The sequence below is a fragment of the Flavobacterium niveum genome, assembly GCF_055231775.1.
Window position 1 is genome coordinate 416,434 of the sequence record NZ_JBUYSX010000004.1, and the last position, 23,316, is coordinate 439,749.

Below are 23,316 nucleotides of genomic sequence, written 5' to 3' on the forward strand. Positions count from 1 at the left end.
ACTGAATACTTTTTAATCTGCTATATTAGGATTCAGCCATTTATTAGCTGTTTCTATACTTACATTTCTTCGTTTGGCGTAGTCTTCCACCTGGTCGGCTTTTATCTTTCCAAGTCCAAAGTATTTACTCTGCGGGTTCGCAAAATAATACCCCGATACCGATGCGGCCGGCCACATGGCAAGGCTCTCGGTAAGTTTCACACCTATTTGTTTTTCTACATCCAGCACCTCCCAAATGGTGTTTTTCTCCAAATGGTCGGGGCATGCAGGGTAACCCGGTGCCGGGCGTATGCCTTCGTACTGTTCCTTAATCAGTTCGGCATTGCTTAGGTGCTCTTCGTTAGCATAACCCCAAAACTCCTTACGTACACGTTCGTGCAGGTATTCGGCAAAGGCTTCCGCGAAACGGTCGCCCAGCGCCTTAGCCATAATTGAATTGTAATCGTCGTGTTCCTTTTCAAATTCGGCAGCTTTTTCGTCTACCCCAAAACCGGTAGTAACGCAAAACGCACCCATATAATCCTGCTTGCCGCTTTCAACCGGGGCAACAAAATCTGCTAATGCGATGTTTGGAGCACCTTTGGTTTTTTGTGATTGTTGGCGAAGCGTTAGGAAAAGGCCCTCAGGGCTTAACTGTATATCATCATCATTCACCGTATTCGCTTTGAAAACCCCAAAAATACCCTTGGCCTCAAACCAGTTTTCGTCTACGATTTGTTTCAGCATTTTTTGTGCATCGGCAAATAATGATTGTGCCTGTTCGCCCACTACATCATCGGTTAGTATCGCAGGGTACTTGCCGTGCAAATCCCACGTCTGGAAAAACGGTGTCCAGTCAATATAGGGTTCCAGTTCCTCCAGCTTAGGGTAAATGGTTTGCACACCTAATTGTTTCGGCTCAAATGGCGTAAAAGCTTCCCAATCAATTTTGTATTTATTCGCACGCGCGTCGGCTATGCTTAAAAAGTCTTTTTCGCGGGTACGGTTCAGGTAACCCTCGCGCAACTTGTCATATTCTTCGCGGATGGATTTGGCATAATCAGCTTTTACGGTAGTGCTAATCAGGCTTCCGGCAACAGTAACGGCGCGGCTGGCATCGTTAACGTGTACCACGGTGTCGCCATATTCAGGGGCAATTTTCACGGCGGTGTGGGCGCGGCTGGTAGTAGCGCCACCTATCATTACCGGTATGTTGATGTTAAGGCGTTCAAGCTCCTTAGCCAGGTACACCATTTCGTCAAGCGAAGGCGTTATCAGCCCACTCAATCCTATAATGTCTACCTGTTCCTTAACGGCGGTTTCTATAATTTTTTCGGGCGGAACCATTACACCCAGGTCTATGATTTCAAAGTTATTACAGGCCAGTACTACCGATACGATGTTCTTTCCGATGTCGTGCACGTCGCCTTTTACAGTTGCCATAAGCACCTTACCGGCGCTTGATGATTTGCCATCTTTTTCTTCTTCGATGAAAGGTAAAAGATACGCCACCGCCTTTTTCATTACACGTGCCGACTTCACCACCTGCGGCAGGAACATTTTACCCGAACCAAACAGGTCGCCCACCACGTTCATGCCCGCCATAAGGTTGATTTCAATTACCTCAATTGGTTTGGCGGCAGCAAGGCGTGCTTCTTCCACATCGGTTTCAATAAACTCATCGATACCCTTAACCAACGCGTGGGTAAGTCGCTCCTGTACCGGCAGCGCGCGCCATTCCTGTGCCTGTTTTTCGGTAGTTTTTACATCGCCCTTTACATTTTCGGCGAAAGCCAAAAGGCGTTCGGTAGCATCATCGCGACGATCCAAAAGCACGTCTTCTACATGCTCCATGAGGTCTTTATCTACGTTGTCGTATACCTCAATCATCTCGGGGTTTACAATACCCATGTCCATACCGTGCTGTATGGCGTGGTACAGGAATGCCGAGTGCATGGCCTCGCGAACCCTGTCGTTACCCCTAAAGGAGAACGATACGTTACTCACCCCGCCGCTTACGTGGGCGTGTGGAAGGTTGGTACGTATCCATTTGGTAGCCAGAAAGAAGTCAATCGCATTGCGGCGGTGTTCTTCCATACCCGTAGCTACGGGGAAAATATTCGGGTCGAAAATAATGTCTTCCGGCGGGAAGCCCACTTTGTCGACCAATATATCGTAACTGCGCTTGCAAATTTCTATACGACGTTCGTAGGTGTCGGCCTGGCCGGTTTCATCAAATGCCATGATAATGGCCGCCGCACCGTAGCGTTTTATCTTTTTAGCGTGGTCTATAAACAATTCCTCACCCTCTTTAAGGCTGATGGAGTTCACCACGCTCTTGCCCTGTGCCACTTTAAGCCCTGCCTCAATGATTTCCCATTTAGAGCTGTCTATCATCAGCGGTACACGGGCTATGTCCGGCTCACTGGCTATCAGATTCAGGAACTTGGTCATGGCATACACGCCATCCAGCATTCCCTCGTCCATATTCACGTCGATAATCTGCGCGCCGCCTTCAACCTGCGCACGGGCAATATCGAGTGCTTCTTCGTATTTTTCTTCTTTGATTAAACGTAGGAATTTACGCGAACCCGTAACATTAGTACGTTCGCCCACGTTTATAAAGTTACTTTCGGGGGTAACGATAAGGGGTTCTAAACCAGACAAGCGTAAATAACGGTTGTTGGTTGTTGGTTGTTGGTTATTGGTAACTTCACTCATGCCTGCATCTTCTTGTAATAATTAATAAAACCATTTAAAAGCCTTTTGCATGATTGAATTAATCCAATAAGCTCTTCAAATTCTTTTTCATTTAAATATTTTTGGTCTAAAGCCAAATAACATTGTGTTTCAAGTTCAAATAAAGATCCTCTGGCAATATGGAGGAAATGTATCGTTTCTTTGGTGGTTTGCCTACCACATCCTTCAGCTATATTTGAAGGTACTGATACAGCACACCTCCTCATTTGGTTTGTTAGCCCGTATATTTCTTCCTTCGGAAATTGTTTTGTTATTGTGTAAAGGACATTGGTCAGTTTTCTTGCCTCAACCCAAACATCTAAGTTCGTATATACCATATAAGTTCACGTTCTGTCCAACAACTATCAACCAACAACCAACAACTTTCTGGGTTCATATTCAGACGCTACTTCAGCAATCAAACGGATGTGATCCGGCGTGGTGCCACAACAGCCGCCAATTATATTAATAAGGTTGTCGTCAAGGTATTCCCTGATGAGTACCTGCATTTCTTCGGGAGTCTGGTCGTATTGCCCAAAGGCGTTTGGCAATCCGGCATTCGGGTGTGCCGAAACGCTGAACTGTGTATTGTGCGCCAAACGTTTCAGGTAAGGTTTCAGCTGGTCGGCGCCCAAAGCGCAGTTAAACCCAACACTTAATAACGGTATATGCGAAATCGAAATCAGGAATGCTTCTACCGTTTGTCCGCTCAGGGTACGCCCCGAAGCATCAGTAATAGTTCCGCTCACCATAATGGGAATGTCAAGGCCCAGTTCATCCTTAACTTCCTCTATGGCAAAAAGCGCTGCCTTTGCGTTAAGCGTATCAAAAATGGTTTCCACCAAAAGTATGTCTGAGCCGCCATCAATCAACGCCTTTACCTGCTCTTTGTAGGCGATGCGAAGGTCGTCAAAGGTTACGGCGCGGTAGCCCGGGTCGTTCACATCGGGACTCATGCTGGCGGTACGGTTGGTAGGACCTATAGAACCGGCTACAAAACGTGGCCTGTCGGGGTTGGCAGCGGTAAATTCATCGGCAACTTCCCTCGCGAGGCGTGCCGACTCATAGTTCAGCTCATACACAAGGTCTTCCATGTGGTAATCGGCCATGCCTATGGTGGTGCCACTAAAGGTATTGGTTTCCACAATGTCGGCTCCGGCAGCAAAGTACTGGCGGTGCACGTCTTTAATGGCCTCGGGCTGGGTGAGGGTCAGCAGGTCGTTATTGCCCTTAAGCGGGTGCGGGAAATCCTTAAAGCGTTCGCCGCGAAAATCTTCCTCGGTAAAACTATGGCGCTGCAGCATGGTTCCCATGGCTCCGTCAAGTATCAAAATGCGTTTAGCCAGCGCGTCGTGTATAGGTAACATTAGTTTCAGGTTTAAAGTTTCAAGTTGCCATTGGCACTTAAAATTTGTTTCTAAAAATTATGTCATCAGGTGGGGTAGAAGGGAGGGTAAATTCCGTTTCTGTTATCTATCCGCGTTTTACTTGGTAGAATGTAGCACCTTCTTTACAGGGAAAGGGTTGCTAAGGTTTCATCGGGTCTAATCCCTCCACCTTTCGTGATAACATGTTGCAATTGTGTTAAAGAACACTGCAAAAGTAATATATAGATTTGTAGAAAGCAAATATTAGTTTTGGATGTTAGTTTGCATGTTTTTGTTAAATTTATAAAAAGATTAAAACAATCGTTTTAGTCTTTAAGATGTAATTAAGATATTGTCAGGTTTGTAATAGAATGTGTCTTAGGGCTTATATTTTTAAAATTGGAACATATGAAAAAAGATATTAATGAAAAATGTTTTGGAACATTTGGTTGGCGTCAGTTTTGGGAAAATAGAACAGGAATTTTAAATGAATATGATCGTTTAAAGAAATTGAATGTAAATAATCCTGTTCGAACATCTCATGGTGTAGCGCTTGAGGCTAAAATACGTGAATGGTTAGGAAGTTTTTTACCCAAAAAATATGGTGTTACATCGGGTTATATCATACCAGATATTGTTGTGGGTTCGTATATGTTAAGGCATTTCGATATTATAATTTATAACCAGTTAGAAGCTCCAGTGCTTTGGTTGGAAGATAATAGTGATAATTCTCCAAATGGATCAAAAAAAGCAATTCCAGCAAAATATGTTAAAGCGGTTATTGAGGTCAAAGCTTCTTTTACCAAAAAAAGCATTATAAGTTCAATAGAAAAATTACAAGAGCTTAATGAGTTTTATGGATATCTTCCTGAGAGTTTTAGTTGCTATTCAATTTTTGCAGAAATTGGTAATGACTTACAAAATAATACTATAATTTTAGAGGAGTTTGTCAAAGCAACGGGAGTTGTAGGATACAAAAGTAGTTTGGTTTTAAGGAATAGTGTGGATGAAGATGCTTCAGGGCAAATTAATTTATTTAATTCTGATGATAATGACAAAAAAAACCTAGACAGCGCTTTATGTAAACCTTTGGATGACTTGAATATATATGTTGATAAATTAGGTAATCTACAAATAACTGAGCAATTTGTAGGTGCGTCTTTGCATGTAACTTCGGAAAATACACTTTCTGTTACAAAAATGTATGCTCCATGTATAATTAAGGATAATATAGCAGTGCAATTAATGTGGTCTCATAATAGCTTTACAAGATTTTTTATTGATTTAATTAATTATTTAGAAGGAATACCTTCAGTTAAGGATAAAATGAATTTCGGGCAGATTTATGACAGAATTGAAAAGAGAGATATTTAAATCTTTACTATTTGAATAAAGTTTTTCTGTATAATTTTCAGCATTATGTGTTTAGTAGGGGTAATAAATTCCAAAACCAGCCCTAAGCTGTTTTTGCTTCCTCAACTGCCAGTTCGTATGTTGCAGGTGCCTGATGATATGATTGATTATTCTCCCTATTCTTTACAGATAACAATAATGTCTTTTTCTCCCCTGGGTTGTACGGGCAGGTTCAGCATTAAATCCAGTTCCTTAGAATACGATGGCGAACCATAACTGGGGTAAATATATTCGAAATTATATTTCTCAAAAAGCTTGTGTTCAATAGTGCGGAATGCACTGAAGAAATTACCTAAAGCCTTCTTTTCGGTTGCGTTTTCCGGCCTGAAGTGCGTAAGGGTAATGTTGTTAAGTTTAATGATAAACACCTCCTCATCTTGTGTAAACGGGTAGCCTTTTTCTATACGCTTAGCTTCCTGCAGGTATAGTTGTACTATTTCTTCGCGGGTATAGCATGCCTTGTTTATGGGGAGCAATTTGCCCATACCGCACCCTGCGCAGGTTAGTAACAGTAGTGCAGCAAATAGTATACGCATAGAGGGTTAGTGTTTGGTATGGTAAAGATATAAAACAGAAAAGCAGCCTATGCGGCTGCTTCCTTAGTTTTTCCGGCAATTTGCAGTACGGCATCATACAGCGCATCGCCTGCGGCAGTGGCATCGCCCGGTACCGATGGTATAAAACGGTAGCCCAACCCGCGGGTTTCGGTAAGGAACTTAATGCCCTTTTCGAAATTCTCAGGCAGGTACTGCACCGTTTCGTTAATCGATACAATGCTGAAGCCCGTGCGTACCAGCGTAGGGTACTCGGCAGGCAGTTCGGCACTTGGCGTGGCATCTACAAAAATTACGTTATGCAGGTCGTGCTCCAATACATACTCTACCACATCGTCTATCTTAAACGGAATGGCAAAACGTATAAAGTTGGCTTCCCATGCATAGCCGTCGGCGTCTTTCTCAAAAAAGGCCACACTGCTGTTAGTAATCACCGGAAAACGGATATCGGGCGCGGGTGTGGTAATATCCTCGCGTCCTTTTAATACTTTATTTATGAGGGCGCTCCCGGCGTTTCCGATACCGAAGAGCACTATGTTTATTGTATTTGGCATAGTATAAGTGTGTATTTTTTCTTTCCGAAGGAAAGCCTTTGTGTTCTTTAATAGTATTTTGGGTAATCATCATTGCTTTGTGAACCCTGTGAAAAAACTTAGTGTTCCTTGTGGTAAAAATCCCTCGCAAAGACGCTAAGCCGCAAAGTTTTATGTTCACTTAAAAAAGAAACTGCCTTTGGTGCCGACCCAAAGGCAGGTCTCAAACAAACAAACAAAAAACAACTTAAAACAAACTTATGAGTCGTAACTGCTTTCTCTTCCATTTCGACTGAAGCGAAGCGTAATGGAGAAATCTCTTGCTTTTCAAATTTCTGTGTCATACGAGATGTCTCCGCTCCACTGCGTTCCGGTCGACATGGAAGAACCGCAGTTTATATACGTTAATTCACCGCTGTGTATTCCTTAAACAGGTTAAGGCTTACCGGGGTGTTGCTTACCAGGGTATCATAAACCGGGCTGCGGAACTGTACTTCGTCCATCCAGCGTTGCAGGGTGGCAAGGGGTGCCGCAGCAGCCGGCCTAAGGGTTATCTCTATCTTGTCGAAGCCGGGGCGCTCTGAGGGCAGGGCGCTCATGCTGCCTGTAATTTCTACCTGTAACGACTTCAGTACAATACCCAGTTCCTTGGCAACTGTCTGGCCCAGTGCGTTGATGCAGCCTGCAAAGCCCGCCAGTATATACTCATACGGGTTTGGGGTTTGCGGTACATACTGCGTAGCGCTTTGGCTTATACGCAGGTCGGTATTAGATGTTTTTACTACAAACTGGCTGTTTTGGCCGGTGTAGCCCAGTACGTTTACAGATTGAGTTTTCATAGGCTTATATTTAAAATGGATAACCGGATTTACTGTTAAAAACAAAAGGCTCTTTCGGAAATATGTTACCAAAAGAGCCTTTGCACCTGAATTATAAACTAAGTTTATACCGACGGCCAATCCTCTGGTAACTGCATATATTTCGCCTGCATCTGCCACGATGGGGAGCAAATGAGCTGCTGCATGCAATTAATATGTTTGACTGTCGTGTTCATATCTCTTTATAGTATTGTCTTATTATCCTTAACAAAAAAGCCCCTGTATTTATTGTACAGGGGCTTTGTATTATTTATGGTTATGAAATTTAAACCGTATACAAAAAGCCCCTGAGAGTGGATTGTTTCCACATCACCTGAACCGAAATATTGCAAATGGTATGTTTCATAAACTTTTTACCCTGATTTTTATATTTTCAAATATCTAAACTATTTTTCAATTTACAAAATTATTTTTTAAACTTTAACATTTTTGTTTTGAATTTTATTTGTAAATCAGTATAAGTGTGAATATTTGTTGGTGTTAAAAAAGGCAAGAGGGATAAGGCAAAAGGCATAAGTCTGTGGGCTATCGGCTTTTGCCTTATCCCTTATGCCTTGAAGCTTATACTAATTCCCTCTCCTGCACAAACACCGGTTTCAGTATTTTGGCCAGCTGCGCATATTCTATAAGGAAAGCATCGTGCCCGTGTACCGACCGTATTTCGTGGTAACTCACCTTAACGCCTGCTGCTTTAAGCGATACATAGGTAAGCTGGGCTTCGTCATGCGTAAACAGCAGGTCGGTGTCTACCGCTACAAGGTGCACCCTGGCTTTTATTTTTTTGGCTACAGCCAAAAAGTTGCCACCCTGGGTTATGTCTACCGTACGCAGCAGGTGGTTCATCAGCTTGTACGACGGCAGGGTGAAACGGTTTTCCAGCTTTTTACCGTGGCGTTCCAGCCAAAGCTCTATCTCAAAAGTGCTTTGCAGATGCTCGCGGTTAAAGCGCTGTTGCAGGCTTTGCGGCGTACGGTACAGCAGCATGGCATGCAGGCGCGCATCGGCTATGGGGTTGCTGGAGTTGTTTAAAATCCTGTCCTGTATCAGCGTGTTGGCTATCACCCAATCCGTCGCCTTCCAGTCCGTTGCCACGGGGATAAGGTGCGCTATAGCACCCGGTTTCTGTGCCGCCATGTGCCAGGCAATGCCGCCACCCAGGCTTCCGCCAATGAGCGCGTACAGGTAATGCACGCCGATTTCGCTCAACCCATGCCAAAACAATGCGGCAATATCATGGGCGCTGATGTTCTTATAATCGTGAATCAGGTTTTGCGGCATGCCGTCGTACCCGTTCCCGGGGATGTTAAAGGCAATAACCGTGTAGTGGCGCGTATCTATGGGGCGGGCGGGGCCTATAAGGTCATTCCACCAGCCGTTAAGCCCGGTAACATTGCTGTTTCCGGTAAGGGCATGGTTCACCACAATAACGGGTGCAGTGCCTATTTTTGGCCCGAAGGTTTGGTAACTCAGCGCTACCAGTTGCAGGCTGATGCCGTTAACCAGTTGCCATTCGGTGATAATTATGTTTTTAAGCTCGGGCATTTTTTCTTTTTTTAAAGGGAATTTTAAGACCTACAAGGTTTCCAAACCTTGCAGGTCAGGAGCTGTGTGTGGCTCCTGCAAGGTCTTTAAGACCTTGTAGGTGTTTTATCAGGTTTTTAAAACCACCCCGGCTTTCAGCCACCCCTCCAAAGTAGGGGAATGCCACTCTGCTGTTCTTTGCAGCTATTCCCCTCCTTTGGAGGGGTGCCCGTAGGGCGGGGTGGTTATATTATTATCACAGATGTTGTTTTTGATATAAAACCACCCCGCCATAAGGAGCACAGGCGGGGGAGGTTTTACCACAAACCAGTAACAAACATTTATGAAGTATTTTTTCTTTTTGAAGTTATTACACGGAGATACACAGAGGTATGGAGATTCACGGAGAAGAAGCGAGCAATAGAGTGCTTATTTTTTTAACTCTGTGCACCTCTGTGCTTGCTCTGTGTATCTCTGCGTTATTCTTCTTACACATTCACCGGGGCGCCTATCTTCTCAAGCACCGCTTGCAAATCGGCTTTCAGGTCTTCAATATCCTCAAGTCCTACCGAAAGTCGGATTAAGTCGGGTGTAACACCGGTAGTTTCCTGTTGCTCAGGGCTTAGCTGCTGGTGCGTGGTGCTTGCCGGGTGGATGATGAGCGACTTGGTATCGCCTATGTTCGCCAGTAGCGAGAAAAGCTTGGTTTCATCGGCTACTTTTTTGGCAGCTTCGTAGCCGCCTTTCAGCCCGAAGGTTACCAACCCGCTTTGGCCTTCCGGCAGGTATTGTTGTGCCAATGTATTGTACTTGCTGTCTTCCAGGCCGGGGTAGTTCACCCACGCCACTTCGCTGCGGGTTTGCAGCCATTTGGCCAGTGCCAGTGCATTTTTGCTGTGTTTCTCTATACGTACCTGTAGTGTTTCAAGCCCCTGTATGGTCTGGAACGCGTTAAACGGGCTTAGTGCTGCCCCGAAATCCCTTAACCCCTCAATACGTACTTTGGCTATAAATGCTGCCGGGCCCAGTGCTTCGTGGTATACCAGCCCGTGGTAACCTGCAGAAGGCTCTGTAAACTCCGGGAACTTGCCACTGCTCCAGTCAAACTTACCCGCATCTACAATGGCGCCGCCCAGTGATGTGCCGTTTCCGGTGATGTATTTTGTAAGTGAATGGATAACAATGTCGGCCCCGTGTGCTATAGGGTTCAGCAGGTAGGGGGTAGGTACGGTATTGTCTACAATAAACGGCACCTTAAACGCATGTGCCTCATCGGCTATGGCTTTCAGGTCGAGGACATCAAGCTTAGGGTTGCCCAGTGATTCGGCAAAGAACACACGGGTGTTTTCTTTGGCGGCCGCCGTAAAGTTTTTCGGGTCGGCCGGGTCTACAAAGGTGGTGGTAATGCCTAGCCTTGGCAGGGTAACACTCAGCAGGTTGTAGGTGCCGCCGTACAGGCTGTTGCTGGCTACAATATGGTCGCCTGTCCTTAGCAGTACCAGCAGTGCAGTGGTAAGTGCCGAGGTGCCTGATGCGGTAACAACTGCGCCTATACCGCCTTCAAGGGCTGCAAGGCGTTGTTCCAGTACATCGTTTGTAGGGTTATTAAGGCGGGTGTATATAAAGCCGGGTTCGGCAAGGCCGAACAGGTTCGCGGCGTGGTCTGCGTTGTTAAAAACGTATGAAGTGGTCTGGTAAATGGGCACGGCGCGTGTTCCTCCGTTTTTGGTTACATCGTGTCCGGCGTGTAGTGCTGCTGTAGAAAATTTTTGAGTGCTCATGATTTTTGAAATTTTAATGTTTTTATAGAATTTGAACTGAACTAAGATTATTTAGGAAATAAAAAAGCCCCTTTGGTGCTGTTACCAAAGGGGCTTCTGAGTTGTATATACCTGCGTTTTTTATGCAGGCTGGCTCGTTCGCTTATGGTAATAGCGGGGTGGTGTGCACATGCACATCATACAACAACACATTACCATATTTTGAACTGACTTTGTCATTTTTTTCTTTTTTAGTTTCCCTGTTACCTCCCCTCAGTGGTTAAGGGGAGCAGGGCAGTTAAATTGAGTTAGTTAAATCTTCTTTCGTACTATTTTTCTTGTTTTGTACTTTTTGCCTTTTTCCAAATGCAGGCCAATAAAAAAAGCCTCCCGGGTTGCGGAAGGCTTTGTGTATATTTTTAAAATGAGCTTTAAAATTATGCAACGGTGCTTTCCGCGGAAACTTTCCACATCATACAGCAGCTATTGCACATTGTAAATTTCATCTTCTTTTTTCGTTTTGTTCTTCAGCAAACTTCGGGAGTATTTTTCAATCTGCCAAACAAAAAATCAAATTTTAACATTTACAGGGTTCATTTTGAAAGCTTTAAATACTATAGTATTTAAGTAGACTAATAAAATATTTCGTAACTAAAAATTAACCTGATGTTTTTTTTATTCGTTTTACCTTTATACCTTTGCAGCCGAATAATTCATGAGGACAGATTTGACTGATTGCAACCTCACAAAAAAATGCTAAAGCAGGAAATCTCCTCCCTTTAGCCGTGTTGCAGGCAGCGTATCCTGTCCCAAATTGTAGACGATACTATGGCATATTTATTTACGTCAGAGTCAGTGAGCGAAGGGCATCCTGACAAAGTAGCTGACCAGATTTCGGACGCACTTATTGATAACTTCCTTGCTTTCGACCCGGAATCTAAAGTGGCCTGCGAAACGCTTGTAACCACAGGGCAGGTAATCCTGGCCGGTGAGGTAAAAAGCAAAACCTACCTTGACGTGCAGCAGATAGCACGTGATGTAATCAAGAAAATAGGCTATACCAAGAGCGAATATATGTTTGAGGCCAACTCGTGCGGTGTGCTTAGCGCCATACACGAACAGAGCCAGGATATTAACCAGGGCGTAGACCGTGCTACCAAAGAGGAGCAGGGTGCAGGCGACCAGGGTATGATGTTTGGCTATGCTACAAACGAAACCGAAGATTACATGCCGCTGGCGCTTAACCTGAGCCACAAATTGCTTCAGGAACTGGCTGCCCTTAGGCGCGAAAACGACCAGATTACCTATCTTCGCCCCGATGCGAAAAGCCAGGTAACACTGGAGTATGACGATAACAACAAGCCCGTGCGCATAGACGCTGTTGTGGTTTCTACACAGCACGATGATTTTGCCGATGAGCCTACAATGCTTGCCAAAATCAAGGAGGATGTACTAAACATCCTTATCCCGAGGATTATTGAGAAAAACCCTCAGTATGCGTATCTTTTCAACGATAATATTACCTACCACATAAACCCTACGGGTAAGTTTGTAATCGGTGGCCCACACGGCGATACCGGTCTTACAGGCCGTAAAATCATTGTAGATACTTACGGTGGCAAGGGTGCCCACGGTGGTGGTGCATTTAGCGGTAAAGACCCAAGCAAGGTAGACCGCAGCGCGGCTTATGCTACGCGTCACATAGCCAAAAACCTTGTGGCTGCGGGTGTTGCCAGCGAAATCCTTGTGCAGGTATCATACGCTATAGGTGTGGCTAAGCCTACCAACATTTACGTGAATACCTACGGTACATCAAACGTTAGCCTTACCGATGGCGAAATAGCCAAAAAGGTAGAAGCTATTTTTGATATGCGCCCTTACTTTATAGAACAGCGCCTTAAGCTGCGTAACCCTATTTACAGCGAAACCGCTGCTTACGGACACATGGGCCGCAAGCCTGAGGTGGTTACCAAAACCTTTACTTCGCCGGGTGGTGAGGTAAAAACGGTAGAGGTAGAGCTGTTTACCTGGGAAAAGCTTGACTACGTAGAGAAAGTTAAAGAGGCCTTTGCGCTTTAATTTGAATATTTATCTTAGTTTATATAGACAGCTCCGTGAAAACGGGGCTGTTTTGGTTTTATGCGGTGAATATTTTTGCACTTCCATTGTTATTTTGCCGATAAAAAATATCTTTGGAAAAAATCCGCTTAACCAATAATGCAACATCAATACTCGGCGGGCCTGCACAAACTGCTGACCCTTAAAACCGATACTACCGATAAACTTACCGACCCGGAAGGCTTCAGGATGCTTACCCTGGCCGTGCTGCGTGCCTATGGGCTTATAGAAGTGGGGTACTCCAGCCACGTGTTTGATAACGGTAGCTTTACCGCTGCGGTATGCCTTATGGAATCGCACATCTGCATACATACCTGGCCCGAGTTTAGCCAACTTACGCTTGACGTGTACCTGTGCAATTACCTGGCCGATAACAGCGATAAGGTACGTACGGTGGCAAAAGCCTATACCGATTACTTTGGCGGCGCTATTATTAACGATACCGAAATACACCGCTAAGCCATGGAAGTTACCTGTATAAAATGCAAGCATGTAACGGTTTTGCCGGTGGAGCTTACACTGGTAGACTTTGCATGCCCTAACTGTAGCACATACAGTTCGTATAAAAAGAACCCCAATGGCGAAATCATAAAGCATTTTGATTATGGTTATGACAAGAAGATTGGCCTTAACGTAGGACAGTCGGGAGAACTTTTTGGGGTGCAGTATACCGTAACGGGCATGCTGATAAAGCGTGTGGCGGGCACCTACCACTGGAAGGAATTTATACTGGACGGAGCCAATGGCAAAAGGGCGTATTTAAGCGAAACCAACGGCCACTGGATTTTTCTGCTGGAAGAACAAACCGAACTGGATATTTCGGATATCCCCGATAAAGTAAATTATCAGGGGAGTATCTTTAAGCTGTACGGCGATGAGAAAACCACACTGGCCTATGCCGAAGGTGTTTTTGATTATGCCCTGCCGCTCAACTACCAAACTATGGTAGAATACATCAACCCTCCGTACATCATTTCGTTTGAGCGTGATGAAGAGGGGCAAACCCTTTTTGTGGGGAAACACATTCCGTGGCGCACGGTGCAGAAAGCTTTTAACGTAAGCTGGATGCCCGACAGGGGCGGTGTAGGCGTGGTACAGCCCGGTATGGTAAACTTTATAAACACGGTGCTGATTTTTGCCATAACCGCATTATTGCTCATCTTCAGCCATATTTATATTTACAAAGATAAGGTGCAGGAGAGCCTGCTTACCGACAGGCTGCCCTTCAGTACGTACAGCCAGAAGCCGTACGTTAGCCAGCCTTTTGAGGTAACTGAGGCGGCCAGTACGCTGCGGGTTAACCTTAACGCTGATGTGGATAACAGTTGGGCTTACGTAGACGTGGGCCTTGTAAACGAAACTACCGGTGCTGAGGAATATGCGGGTAAAGACATAGAATATTACCACGGCTATGAAGGCGGCGAAAACTGGAGCGAAGGTGATAACAGTGCAGAGATGAACCTGTGCGGTGTGGCCCCCGGGCGCTACCACCTGGTACTTACCCCACAAAAAGATGTGCTGGACGGTAAAACTACTGTTATAAATATAAGTGTAATGCGCAACCCGCCCAGTAAGCGCAATGTGGTTATCCCTGTAATATTCATGGCATTGGCAGCTTTCGGTATTTATAAATGGGCCGGTTACCACGAACGCAAGCGCTGGGAAGACAGCGATTATTCACCCTTTGATGAATAGTGTATGGAAATAAAGAACTCAGGCTTTTTTAAGGCCAACATTATAGCGCTGTCCGTTGCCCTGCTGGTGTACGCGTACTACCTGTACACAGCCTTTAGCGGCGGGCGCATTTGCGACTGTGAGACTACCGAAAAATATGCATCCCAACCTACACGTACGCATTCGCGTGCCGGTGGTGTGCACGGATTTTATCATAAATAAACCATTGTAAAAACAACTATAAAACAGGCTTATGGAAGTATTTTATAAACCAATAATCGCATCGCTGATATTCTCTGTGTTGGGTATCATTATATTGTTTATTGCGTATTTCATCATTGAAAAACTTACGCCCGAAAACACCTGGCACGAGATTTCAAAGAACAACAACGTGGCACTGGCCATAGTATTTGCCTCATTTATCATAGGCATTTCTATCATCATCAGTGGGGCCATCCATGGGTAAAAAGTTTTTCAGTTTTGAAATCCTGCTGCTCCTTGCTGTATTTACCATAGCCACCTGCGGCCTGGTATACGAGCTTGTGGCCGGTACGCTGGCCAGTTACCTGCTGGGCGATTCGGTAAAGCAGTTTTCATTCATCATAGGCGTGTACCTGTTTTCTATGGGTATAGGCTCGTATTTTTCTAAATTCATAACCCGTAACCTGCTCAACACCTTTGTAGAGATAGAGTTGCTCGTGGGCTTAATCGGCGGGTTAAGCTCGGCACTGCTTTTTGTGCTGTTTGAGAGTGTGGACTATTTCCAGTTGGTATTGTACCTTTTGGTATTCACCACCGGTTGCCTTGTAGGGCTGGAAATCCCACTGCTTATGAACATCCTTAAAGACCGTGTGCGTTTCCGCGACCTGGTGTCAAATGTCTTTACGTTCGACTATATCGGGGCGCTTTTGGCATCTATATTATTCCCATTGGTGTTGGTGCCAAAGCTCGGTATCATCCGTACATCGCTGTTCTTTGGTTTGATAAATATAAGCATTGCCATGGTGCTGTGCTTTGCCCTGAAAAAGGAACTGAAGCGTGTAGCCTTCCTTAAAGCCCGCGCCATTTTGTGCTTTGCCATACTGGTGGCGGTGTTTATTTTTTCGGAAGACATACTTTCGTATTCAGAGGGTAAGCTGTATGGGGAGAACATCATTTACACCCATTCCACACCCTATCAGCGCATAGTGCTTACCCATAACAAAAGCGACTACCGCCTGTACCTTAACAACAACCTGCAGTTCAGTTCCATGGACGAATACCGCTACCATGAAGCCTTGGTACACCCCGTTATGGCTGCTGCAAAAAGCGTGGAAAATGTATTGGTTATGGGCGGTGGCGACGGCCTTGCGGTACGCGAAATATTGAAATATCCCGAGGTGAAAAACATAACTCTTGTCGATTTGGATGAGGGAATGACCAATTTGTTTAAGACCAATACCATACTTACGGGCTTCAATAAAAATTCGCTGAACAACCCTAAGGTTACCGTAATAAACAGCGATGCCTATATTTGGGCCAAGGAAACCAAAAAGCAGTACGATGTGGTGATTATCGATTTTCCTGACCCATCTAATTACAGCCTGGGTAAACTGTATTCGCTGAGTTTTTATAGGGCATTGCAGCGTGTTTTAACACCCGACGCGTTGGTAGTTATCCAGACGACTTCACCGTATTTCGCGCCCAAATCATTTTGGTGCATTAACCAAACCGTAGCACAGGTATTGCCAAAAGCCGATGCCTACCACGTGTATGTGCCATCCTTTGGCGAGTGGGGTTATACCATTGCCGGTAATAATGGTACTGCCAACTTTAATAAACCGCTGCGTAAGGCTAATGAAAAGCTGCGTTTTTACGATTATAACTTCAACAGCCTTAACGGCTTTACAAAAGATATGCGGGCTGCCAATGTTGAGGTAAACCGCCTTGATAACCAAATCCTCGTACGCTATTTTGATGAAGAGTGGGGCAGGCTATAACCGCAGGGGCTTTATAAAGCTCGCAGCCCTTGGGGCATTGGCACTGCCGATACTCAAGGCTTGTGGGCAAAAAGTAGCTGCCATGCTGGTGCGCCTTACCGGTACGCGTTATGTATTGGGGCACAGGCTGTGGGCAAAAGACTTCCCTAAACCGACCGAAACACTTACTATTCCCTACCTGATTATTGGCGGGGGGATTTCGGGGCTGAGTGCTGCGCGTCAACTCACAAAGAAAGGCATAACCGATTTCCTGGTCATGGAAATGGAAAACCATGCCGGAGGCAACTCGTCTAACGGTGAAAACAAGTATTCTAAATATCCGATGGGGGCGCATTACCTGCCGCTGCCCAATCCGCACGATATCGAGCTGATTCGCTTTTTGCAGGAATCAAAAATCATTACAGGTTTTGATGCTAAAGGATTGCCCGTGTTTGATGAAGAACAACTGAGCTTCGACCCGCAGGAACGCCTGTACTACCGCAATACCTGGCAGGAAGACCTGATTCCCCGCTACGGTAATACAAAGGAACAGGATGCGCAGTTCTCCAAATTTTTCGCGGAAATGAAACGTTTCCGTGAGGGCAGGGGAGCCGATGGCAAGTACTGGTTTGATTTGCCAATCCGTAATGCTTCATCAGATGCCGAAATAAAACAACTCGATACCCTGACCATGAAACAATGGCTGGACAATAATAATTTTACCGATGAATCGCTTCAGGAATATGTAGACTATTGCTGCCGGGATGACTATGGTTTGGGCATTGCAGGCGTATCGGCGTGGGCTGGGGTACACTATTTTGCCGCCCGTAAAAACAGTGCCTACAGCAAAGACAGCGTACTTACCTGGCCTGAAGGCAATGCCCGTTTGGCGTCACACTTAAAAGAATATGTAAAAGATAAACTGCTGCTGAACTACCTTGCATATGACGTAAAAACGGATGACAAAGGTGTGACCGTATTGGCTTTTGATGCCGGTAAAAAACAATCGGTGCGCATACAGGCCGATAAGGTAATTATGGCTACACCGCAGTTTGTAAACCAATACCTTTTTGCCAATAGAAAACCATTTACAAAGAAATTTACATACGCGCCCTGGCTGCTGGCTACGCTCACCCTGCGTGATTTGCCCAGTGATGGTTCGTACCCGTTGTGTTGGGATAACGTGATTTACAAGGGTAAAGGGTTAGGGTATATCTACGACCAGCAGCAAACCGTAAACCAGCTGAACGACCGTATTGTAATTACCTATTACTACAGCTTTTCAGGTGCTGATATAAAGAAATCGCGTAAGGAACTGTACAACCGTGATGCAGAGTATTGGAAGGATTTTGTATTTTCCGACCTTGAAAAGGCACACCCCGGCCTGCGCGATTATTGCGATGAAATACAAATCCACCGCCTGGGCCACGGCATGATAAGCCCTGTACCGGATTTTGTAACTTCGGCTGAAAAACAGCAGGCCGCAATGCCGATTGACAATAAAATATTTTACGCCCATAGCGACCTCTCGGGTATTTCGGTATTTGAAGAGGCGTTCCATCAGGGCATTAACGCCGTAAACCAGCTACTGCATGGCACAACCGTGGATACATAAGGCCAAAACCGACAGCCTGTTCATCCTTTCGCCGCCGTTTGTAACGCTGGCGGTAGTGCTGTTGTGCCAGCCCCTGCTTACCCGCCTGGAAAACCATTACTCGTTTTATACCTGGCTGTTTTTTGTGGTATTTATTGATGTGGCGCACGTGTATGCCACGCTGTTTAAAACCTATTTTGTACCCACCGCTTTCCGTGAACGGAAAAGACTGTTGCTGGCATTGCCGGTTATATGCTTTGTAATCGGGTTGGTGTTGTTTTCGCTTGGCAGTAAAGTGTTTTGGGTGACGATGGCCTATGTGGCGGTGTTCCATTTCATCAGGCAGCAGTACGGTTTTATGCGGCTGTATGCCCGCAAGGAACCCAAGACGAAACTCAACCGCTATACCGATAATCTCACCATCTATGCGGCTACAGTCTACCCTATGTTGTACTGGTTTATGAGCCCGCCACGGCAATACGCATGGTTTATGCCGGATGAGTTTTTCTCGTGGCAAAACCCGCAGGTGCTACAGGTGTTTACGTGGGTGTACTATGGTATAATCGCGTTTTATGTACTGCGCACGGCTTACATTGGCTTTAGCCAAAAGTACTTTAACATCCCTAAAAATGCCATCATAATCGGTACCGTCTTGTCGTGGTATTTCGGTATTGTATACTATAACAACGATTTGGTATTCACAATTCTCAATGTGATTTCGCATGGTATACCCTATATGGGGCTTATTTACCTGAAGGAAATACAGCAGCCATTGCAGCCTGTGCCTACCGCCTACGGCTACCTGAAACGTTATTGGGGCATTATCCCGTATGTGGCGGTATTGCTGCTGTTTGCTTTTTCGGAAGAATACCTCTGGGAAATCTTTGTGTGGAACGGCCACTTTAACGTTGGCTTGGGCAGTGCCATGCAAAGCTGGCAATTCCTGCTGGTACCATTGCTTACCGTACCGCAGTTTACACACTACATTTTAGACGGCTTCATCTGGAAAAGCAAGAAAGGTTAGTTATTCAAAAACCACCGTTTTGTTTCCGTACACAAACACCCTGTCCTGCAATACCAACTGTACGGCCTTTGCCAAAACCGACTTCTCAATTTCCTTACCGGCCTTAACCATATCGGCAGGGGTAAAAGTGTGGTTTACTGAAATGGTTTCCTGCGAAATGATGGGGCCTTCATCAAGGCTGTCGGTTACAAAGTGGGCAGTGGCGCCTATAAGTTTTACGCCGCGTTCAAAAGCCTTTCGGTAGGGGTGCGCCCCGATGAATGCGGGTAAAAACGAATGGTGTATGTTAATCACACGCATAGGATAGGCCGCTACAAACGCGGGCGACAGTATTCGCATAAACTTCGCAAGGATAATGTAATCAAAGGTGTAGCCGTTCAGCGTGCCGATGATTTCCTGCTCAAAGGTTTCTTTGTTTTTCCCTTCGTGACTGACAAAATGGAACGGTATGGAAAAACGGCTGCATAAATCCTCCAGATCCGGATGGTTGCCTATAACACACTCTACCGAAGCACCCAGTGTGCCAAAATGGTTGCGTACCAGTATATCGCTCAGGCAGTGGTACTCTTTGGTAACCAGTACCGCTACTTTTTTATCGGGGTTTGGGTTTATGGTAATGCTCGCATCCTGTGGCAGGGCTATGGTAAGGTCGGTTTTAATCGAAGTATAGTCGGCACTGCCTTCGCATACAAAGCGGGCAAAGAACTGGTTGCTGTCCTGGTCTACAAATTCGCGCAGGGTGGTTATGTTCAGCGAATATTCGGCCAGTACATTGGCTATGGTGGCTACGAGGCCCTTGCGATCGGTGCATTGTATTAGTAAAACCATAATGGAGTTAGTTTTCGGCAATATAAAGATTTTTTGGTTCAGCCACGAATTTCAAGAATTTTCACTAATCGAATCTTTTCACAAATAATTTGTGTGGATTAGTGAAATTCGTGGCTTAATGAAAAACAACACTTTTTCTCAAAAAAGTTAAAAACCGCTTGCGTGTATAAAAATAATTACTAAATTAGCCCCATACACATAGTAGATATGAACAGCACGATTTTTTATAACACCTATTTTTATTTCTTCTGGAACGAGGACAGGGGTTATGTGGCTGTGTAATAAAAACAGAAATTATACAAACAGATATATAATCCCGATGCAAATCGGGATTTTTTTTTGCCTGAAAATGAATACAACAGAAACAACAGCTGCTACGGGGGTAGCCACCAAAATTGCGATACAGGGTATTAAAGGGAGTTTCCACCACCAGGTAGCCGGGGTGTGGTTTGGCAACCAAGCGCCACTTGCCGAGTGCATGTCGTTCCCTGCGTTGGTGCAAAGCCTTGTAACTAAGGAGTCAGGCCTGGGCATCATGGCGCTGGAAAACTCCATAGCCGGGAGCATCATCCCGAATTATGCGCTGATTGACAACAACAACCTGCACATCATCGGCGAGCATTACCTGAACATCAGCATGAACCTGATGGCGCTGCCGGGGCAAACCCTGAGTGATATTGCCGAGGTACACTCACACCCTATGGCGCTGCTGCAGTGCACGGATTTTTTGGGCAGGTACCCGCATATTAAGTTAGTTGAAAGCGCCGATACTGCCGAAAGCGCACGCTATATTTTTGAGAAAAACTTAAAAGGTATAGCAGCCATAGGCAGCCCCATTGCGGCAGAGTTGTTTGGGTTGGAGGTGTTGGCGGGAGGCATCCATAATATACAGAACAACCAGACGCGTTTTGTGATTGTAAAAACCCAAAACAATGTTCTTCCGGCAGAAGAAATAAACAAGGCATCGGTAAAATTTACGCTTGAAGATACGCCCGGCAGCCTGGCTACGGTGCTGAATGTTATGAACAACTGCAAGCTTAACCTGAGTAAAATACAAAGCATGCCGATAGCCGAAACGCCTTTTAAGTATTCCTTTTTTGTAGATCTGGTGTTTGAAAAATACAAGCACTACCAAAAGGCAAAATCGATTTTAGAACTGATGACTACCCAGTTTAAGGTACTGGGCGAATATAAAAATGCAAAGCTATGATAACAGCGGCCAAAAGGCTTGATGAGGTAAAGGAATACTACTTCAGCGGGAAGCTGAGGGAAGTGCGCCAGATGATATCGGAAGGTAAAAAGGTAATCAATATGGGGATTGGTAGCCCTGATTTGCCACCCTCTCAGGCGGTACTCGATGCGATTTCGGGTTCGTTTAATGATGCCAAAGCCCACGAGTACCAAAGTTATCAGGGCCTGCCCGAATTGCGGGCCGCAATGGCAGGGTTTTATCTAGGGCATTTTGAAGTGCTGCTTAACCCGAATAATGAAATCCTGCCGCTTATGGGCAGCAAGGAAGGGATAATGCACATCAGTATGGCATTCCTTAATGAAGGCGACAAGGTACTGATACCTAATCCCGGCTATCCTACCTATACATCGGCAACGAAGCTGGTGGGTGGCGAACCTGTTTACTACAACCTGAGCGAAGCCAACAATTGGGAGCCTGATTTTGAGGCGTTGGAGCAGCTGGATTTGACCGGTGTAAAAATAATGTGGGTCAACTATCCGCACATGCCTACGGGAGCTAAAGGGAGTAAAGCCATGCTGCAAAAGTTGGTCGACTTTGCCAAAAAGCACAGCATACTATTGGTAAACGACAACCCATACAGTTTTGTGTTGAATACCGAGCAATTGTCAATATTCCAGGCGGAAGGTGCGAAAGATGTGGCATTGGAACTGAACTCGTTGAGCAAGACCTTTAATATGGCAGGCTGGCGCGTGGGGATGGTTTCGGGCAACGCTGAACTTATTGATGCCGTACTGAAAGTGAAAAGCAACATGGACAGTGGTATGTTTTACGGTATTCAAAAAGGTGCCATTGCCGCACTGAACAGCAGTAACGAATGGTTTGAACAATTGAATGAAGTATACGGCAAAAGGCGCGAACTCATTTTTACCCTGGCGGATAAGTTAGGTTGTACCTATAATCGTGATACTGCTGGCTTGTTCGTTTGGGCAAAGTTACCCGAGGGCATAGAAAAAGCTGAACCCTATGTAGACAGCATTTTGTACGATAAGCACATTTTCCTGACGCCGGGTACGGTGTTTGGCAGTGCAGGCGAGGGATATGTAAGGTTTTCGCTTTGCGCAACAGAAGAAACGATAAGCGAAGCGATTAATCGATTTTAGTTTAAAGTTTAAAGTTCAATGTTTAGGACGCCCAAAACTTGAAACTTTAAACCTGAAACTTTAAACCAAAAAAAATGAATGTAACCATAATAGGTCTTGGACTGATAGGAGGTTCAATAGCTTTAGATATTAAACAGGCTTATCCGGATTGTAAAATAACGGGGATTGATGCCAATGAAAAGCATGCTGAAGAAGCGTTATTGCTTGGGATTATAGGCCATGCAGGTACGTTTGAGGATATTAAAACAGCCGATTGGGTTATCCTTGCCACGCCGGTAAACTACATAGCTACGCTTTTGCCTGAGGTGTTGGATACTATTAAGGATGAAACCATAGTGTTTGATGCCGGATCTACCAAAGCTGCAATTTGCAAAGCTGTGGAAAACCACCCCAGGAGGCGCAATTACATCGCCACGCACCCCATAGCGGGTACTGAGTTCAGTGGGCCGTCGGCGGCGATTCATGGGTTGTTTAACGGTAAAACGAACATCATTTGCGAGGTAGAAAAAACAGCCTTTAAGTTACAGGAAAAAGCATTGGAATTGTTTAAAAAAATAGGTATGCGCATCCGTTATATGGATCCGGTGTCGCATGATACGCACATCGCCTATGTATCGCACCTGTCGCACATCAGTTCGTTTATGCTGGGTAAAACGGTTATCGAAAAAGAGAAAGACGAGCGCGACATCTTTGATATGGCGGGTAGTGGTTTCGCCAGTACGGTAAGGCTTGCCAAGAGTTCGCCTACCACCTGGGCAAGCATCTTTAAAGAAAATAAAGGCAATGTTGCCGAAGCGTTGAGGCTGTACATCGCCAATTTACAGAACTTCCAGCAGCTGCTTGAAAAGGAGGATTTTGAAGGGATATTCCAGGAAATGGAAGATACAAACAGGATAAAGGATATATTGAACGGGATTAAATAAGGTTTGTAGTTCATGGTTTATAGTTTGTAGTTCTGCCTGTGCAAACCGCCCCTTCCGACCCTGAAAGGGTCGCGTACAATAGCCTCGGGCAACGCCCGTGG

At 45.3% G+C, this 23,316-nt stretch carries 21 protein-coding genes and 1 riboswitch; of the genes, 12 read left to right on the forward strand and 9 right to left on the reverse strand.

Features of this window, described 5'->3' with window-relative positions; genetic code table 11:
* Positions 1–12: 12 nt before the first annotated feature.
* Genes metH through ACZIX4_RS12630 form a run of 3 tightly spaced genes read right to left on the reverse strand, consistent with a single transcriptional unit; the run spans position 13 to position 4,085 of the window.
* Positions 13–2,700 (reverse strand): methionine synthase, encoded by a 2,688-nt coding sequence (gene metH, locus ACZIX4_RS12620; protein WP_463335998.1) that lies wholly within the window; start codon positions 2,698–2,700, stop codon positions 13–15.
* A complete protein-coding gene (locus ACZIX4_RS12625) occupies positions 2,697–3,056 on the reverse strand; it encodes a four helix bundle protein (protein WP_463335999.1) in 360 nt (119 codons plus the stop codon). Before ACZIX4_RS12625 ends, metH begins: the two co-directional genes overlap by 4 nt.
* Before the next feature lie 27 nt (positions 3,057–3,083).
* A complete protein-coding gene (locus ACZIX4_RS12630) occupies positions 3,084–4,085 on the reverse strand; it encodes a homocysteine S-methyltransferase family protein (RefSeq protein WP_463336000.1) in 1,002 nt (333 codons plus the stop codon).
* 99 nt (positions 4,086–4,184) lie between these two features.
* Positions 4,185–4,290, reverse strand: a riboswitch (SAM riboswitch).
* Positions 4,291–4,493: 203 nt separating this feature from the next.
* On the opposite strand from ACZIX4_RS12630, the gene ACZIX4_RS12635 reads away from it, so the two are divergent.
* Positions 4,494–5,459 carry a DUF6602 domain-containing protein gene (locus tag ACZIX4_RS12635; RefSeq protein ID WP_463336001.1) on the forward strand — a complete coding sequence of 322 codons (966 nt, stop codon included), beginning with the start codon at positions 4,494–4,496 and terminating at the stop codon, positions 5,457–5,459.
* A gap of 155 nt (positions 5,460–5,614) precedes the next feature.
* On the opposite strand, the gene ACZIX4_RS12640 is transcribed toward ACZIX4_RS12635, so the two are convergent.
* From ACZIX4_RS12640 to ACZIX4_RS12660, 5 genes are all read right to left on the reverse strand, one after another.
* A complete protein-coding gene (locus ACZIX4_RS12640; protein WP_463336002.1) occupies positions 5,615–6,034 on the reverse strand; it encodes a hypothetical protein in 420 nt (139 codons plus the stop codon).
* A 47-nt stretch (positions 6,035–6,081) separates the two neighbouring features.
* A complete protein-coding gene (locus ACZIX4_RS12645) occupies positions 6,082–6,606 on the reverse strand; it encodes a hypothetical protein (protein ID WP_463336003.1) in 525 nt (174 codons plus the stop codon).
* 383 nt (positions 6,607–6,989) lie between these two features.
* Complete coding sequence (locus ACZIX4_RS12650) at positions 6,990–7,424, reverse strand: OsmC family protein (RefSeq protein ID WP_463336004.1); 435 nt, start codon at positions 7,422–7,424, stop codon at positions 6,990–6,992.
* Between the two features lie 600 nt (positions 7,425–8,024).
* The gene (locus tag ACZIX4_RS12655) at positions 8,025–9,005 is read right to left on the reverse strand and encodes an alpha/beta fold hydrolase (protein WP_463336005.1); all 981 of its coding nucleotides are present in this window, start codon (positions 9,003–9,005) and stop codon (positions 8,025–8,027) included.
* Between the two features lie 467 nt (positions 9,006–9,472).
* On the reverse strand, positions 9,473–10,765 hold the full coding sequence (locus tag ACZIX4_RS12660; RefSeq protein WP_463336006.1) for an O-acetylhomoserine aminocarboxypropyltransferase/cysteine synthase family protein: 1,293 nt from the start codon (positions 10,763–10,765) through the stop codon (positions 9,473–9,475).
* Between the two features lie 807 nt (positions 10,766–11,572).
* On the opposite strand from ACZIX4_RS12660, the gene metK reads away from it, so the two are divergent.
* The 8 genes from metK (at position 11,573) to ACZIX4_RS12700 (ending at position 19,112) form a co-directional block, all read left to right on the forward strand.
* Positions 11,573–12,823 carry a methionine adenosyltransferase gene (gene metK, locus ACZIX4_RS12665; protein WP_463336007.1) on the forward strand — a complete coding sequence of 417 codons (1,251 nt, stop codon included), beginning with the start codon at positions 11,573–11,575 and terminating at the stop codon, positions 12,821–12,823.
* A 138-nt stretch (positions 12,824–12,961) separates the two neighbouring features.
* A complete protein-coding gene (locus ACZIX4_RS12670; RefSeq protein WP_463336008.1) occupies positions 12,962–13,321 on the forward strand; it encodes an S-adenosylmethionine decarboxylase family protein in 360 nt (119 codons plus the stop codon).
* A 3-nt stretch (positions 13,322–13,324) separates the two neighbouring features.
* Entirely contained in the window at positions 13,325–14,557 is a 1,233-nt protein-coding gene (locus tag ACZIX4_RS12675; protein WP_463336009.1) for a DUF4178 domain-containing protein, read from the forward strand.
* A 3-nt stretch (positions 14,558–14,560) separates the two neighbouring features.
* Entirely contained in the window at positions 14,561–14,758 is a 198-nt protein-coding gene (locus tag ACZIX4_RS12680; protein ID WP_463336010.1) for a hypothetical protein, read from the forward strand.
* 31 nt (positions 14,759–14,789) lie between these two features.
* On the forward strand, positions 14,790–15,002 hold the full coding sequence (locus tag ACZIX4_RS12685) for a DUF350 domain-containing protein (RefSeq protein WP_463336011.1): 213 nt from the start codon (positions 14,790–14,792) through the stop codon (positions 15,000–15,002).
* The gene (locus ACZIX4_RS12690; protein WP_463336012.1) at positions 14,995–16,515 is read left to right on the forward strand and encodes a polyamine aminopropyltransferase; all 1,521 of its coding nucleotides are present in this window, start codon (positions 14,995–14,997) and stop codon (positions 16,513–16,515) included. The genes ACZIX4_RS12685 and ACZIX4_RS12690 overlap by 8 nt, the downstream gene beginning before the upstream one ends.
* Entirely contained in the window at positions 16,493–18,109 is a 1,617-nt protein-coding gene (locus ACZIX4_RS12695) for an FAD-dependent oxidoreductase (protein WP_463336013.1), read from the forward strand. The genes ACZIX4_RS12690 and ACZIX4_RS12695 overlap by 23 nt, the downstream gene beginning before the upstream one ends.
* The gene (locus tag ACZIX4_RS12700; protein ID WP_463336014.1) at positions 18,087–19,112 is read left to right on the forward strand and encodes a hypothetical protein; all 1,026 of its coding nucleotides are present in this window, start codon (positions 18,087–18,089) and stop codon (positions 19,110–19,112) included. Before ACZIX4_RS12695 ends, ACZIX4_RS12700 begins: the two co-directional genes overlap by 23 nt.
* On the opposite strand, the gene purU is transcribed toward ACZIX4_RS12700, so the two are convergent.
* Positions 19,113–19,940 carry a formyltetrahydrofolate deformylase gene (gene purU, locus ACZIX4_RS12705; RefSeq protein WP_463336015.1) on the reverse strand — a complete coding sequence of 276 codons (828 nt, stop codon included), beginning with the start codon at positions 19,938–19,940 and terminating at the stop codon, positions 19,113–19,115.
* A 349-nt stretch (positions 19,941–20,289) separates the two neighbouring features.
* Between purU and ACZIX4_RS12710 the strand changes: the two genes are divergently transcribed.
* The 3 genes from ACZIX4_RS12710 (at position 20,290) to ACZIX4_RS12720 (ending at position 23,215) form a co-directional block, all read left to right on the forward strand.
* The gene (locus tag ACZIX4_RS12710) at positions 20,290–21,150 is read left to right on the forward strand and encodes a prephenate dehydratase (RefSeq protein WP_463336016.1); all 861 of its coding nucleotides are present in this window, start codon (positions 20,290–20,292) and stop codon (positions 21,148–21,150) included.
* Complete coding sequence (locus ACZIX4_RS12715) at positions 21,147–22,292, forward strand: pyridoxal phosphate-dependent aminotransferase (protein ID WP_463336017.1); 1,146 nt, start codon at positions 21,147–21,149, stop codon at positions 22,290–22,292. The genes ACZIX4_RS12710 and ACZIX4_RS12715 overlap by 4 nt, the downstream gene beginning before the upstream one ends.
* 74 nt (positions 22,293–22,366) lie before the next feature.
* Positions 22,367–23,215 (forward strand): prephenate dehydrogenase, encoded by an 849-nt coding sequence (locus ACZIX4_RS12720; RefSeq protein ID WP_463336018.1) that lies wholly within the window; start codon positions 22,367–22,369, stop codon positions 23,213–23,215.
* The last annotated feature ends 101 nt before the right edge of the window (positions 23,216–23,316 follow it).

Excerpts from the sequence above, each read along its gene's own strand:
- ACZIX4_RS12675 (WP_463336009.1), top strand. The coding sequence starts at position 13,325 with ATGGAAGTTACCTGTATAAAATGCAAGCATGTAACGGTTTTGCCGGTG.
- ACZIX4_RS12645 (WP_463336003.1), bottom strand. The coding sequence starts at position 6,606 with ATGCCAAATACAATAAACATAGTGCTCTTCGGTATCGGAAACGCCGGG.
- ACZIX4_RS12635 (WP_463336001.1), top strand. The coding sequence starts at position 4,494 with ATGAAAAAAGATATTAATGAAAAATGTTTTGGAACATTTGGTTGGCGT.
- ACZIX4_RS12640 (WP_463336002.1), bottom strand. The coding sequence starts at position 6,034 with ATGCGTATACTATTTGCTGCACTACTGTTACTAACCTGCGCAGGGTGC.
- metH (WP_463335998.1), bottom strand. The coding sequence starts at position 2,700 with ATGAGTGAAGTTACCAATAACCAACAACCAACAACCAACAACCGTTAT.
- ACZIX4_RS12700 (WP_463336014.1), top strand. The coding sequence starts at position 18,087 with ATGGCACAACCGTGGATACATAAGGCCAAAACCGACAGCCTGTTCATC.
- ACZIX4_RS12690 (WP_463336012.1), top strand. The coding sequence starts at position 14,995 with ATGGGTAAAAAGTTTTTCAGTTTTGAAATCCTGCTGCTCCTTGCTGTA.
- ACZIX4_RS12655 (WP_463336005.1), bottom strand. The coding sequence starts at position 9,005 with ATGCCCGAGCTTAAAAACATAATTATCACCGAATGGCAACTGGTTAAC.
- ACZIX4_RS12630 (WP_463336000.1), bottom strand. The coding sequence starts at position 4,085 with ATGTTACCTATACACGACGCGCTGGCTAAACGCATTTTGATACTTGAC.
- ACZIX4_RS12680 (WP_463336010.1), top strand. The coding sequence starts at position 14,561 with ATGGAAATAAAGAACTCAGGCTTTTTTAAGGCCAACATTATAGCGCTG.
- ACZIX4_RS12720 (WP_463336018.1), top strand. The coding sequence starts at position 22,367 with ATGAATGTAACCATAATAGGTCTTGGACTGATAGGAGGTTCAATAGCT.
- ACZIX4_RS12660 (WP_463336006.1), bottom strand. The coding sequence starts at position 10,765 with ATGAGCACTCAAAAATTTTCTACAGCAGCACTACACGCCGGACACGAT.
- ACZIX4_RS12670 (WP_463336008.1), top strand. The coding sequence starts at position 12,962 with ATGCAACATCAATACTCGGCGGGCCTGCACAAACTGCTGACCCTTAAA.
- ACZIX4_RS12650 (WP_463336004.1), bottom strand. The coding sequence starts at position 7,424 with ATGAAAACTCAATCTGTAAACGTACTGGGCTACACCGGCCAAAACAGC.
- ACZIX4_RS12685 (WP_463336011.1), top strand. The coding sequence starts at position 14,790 with ATGGAAGTATTTTATAAACCAATAATCGCATCGCTGATATTCTCTGTG.
- ACZIX4_RS12710 (WP_463336016.1), top strand. The coding sequence starts at position 20,290 with ATGAATACAACAGAAACAACAGCTGCTACGGGGGTAGCCACCAAAATT.
- ACZIX4_RS12695 (WP_463336013.1), top strand. The coding sequence starts at position 16,493 with ATGAAGAGTGGGGCAGGCTATAACCGCAGGGGCTTTATAAAGCTCGCA.
- ACZIX4_RS12715 (WP_463336017.1), top strand. The coding sequence starts at position 21,147 with ATGATAACAGCGGCCAAAAGGCTTGATGAGGTAAAGGAATACTACTTC.
- metK (WP_463336007.1), top strand. The coding sequence starts at position 11,573 with ATGGCATATTTATTTACGTCAGAGTCAGTGAGCGAAGGGCATCCTGAC.
- purU (WP_463336015.1), bottom strand. The coding sequence starts at position 19,940 with ATGGTTTTACTAATACAATGCACCGATCGCAAGGGCCTCGTAGCCACC.
- ACZIX4_RS12625 (WP_463335999.1), bottom strand. The coding sequence starts at position 3,056 with ATGGTATATACGAACTTAGATGTTTGGGTTGAGGCAAGAAAACTGACC.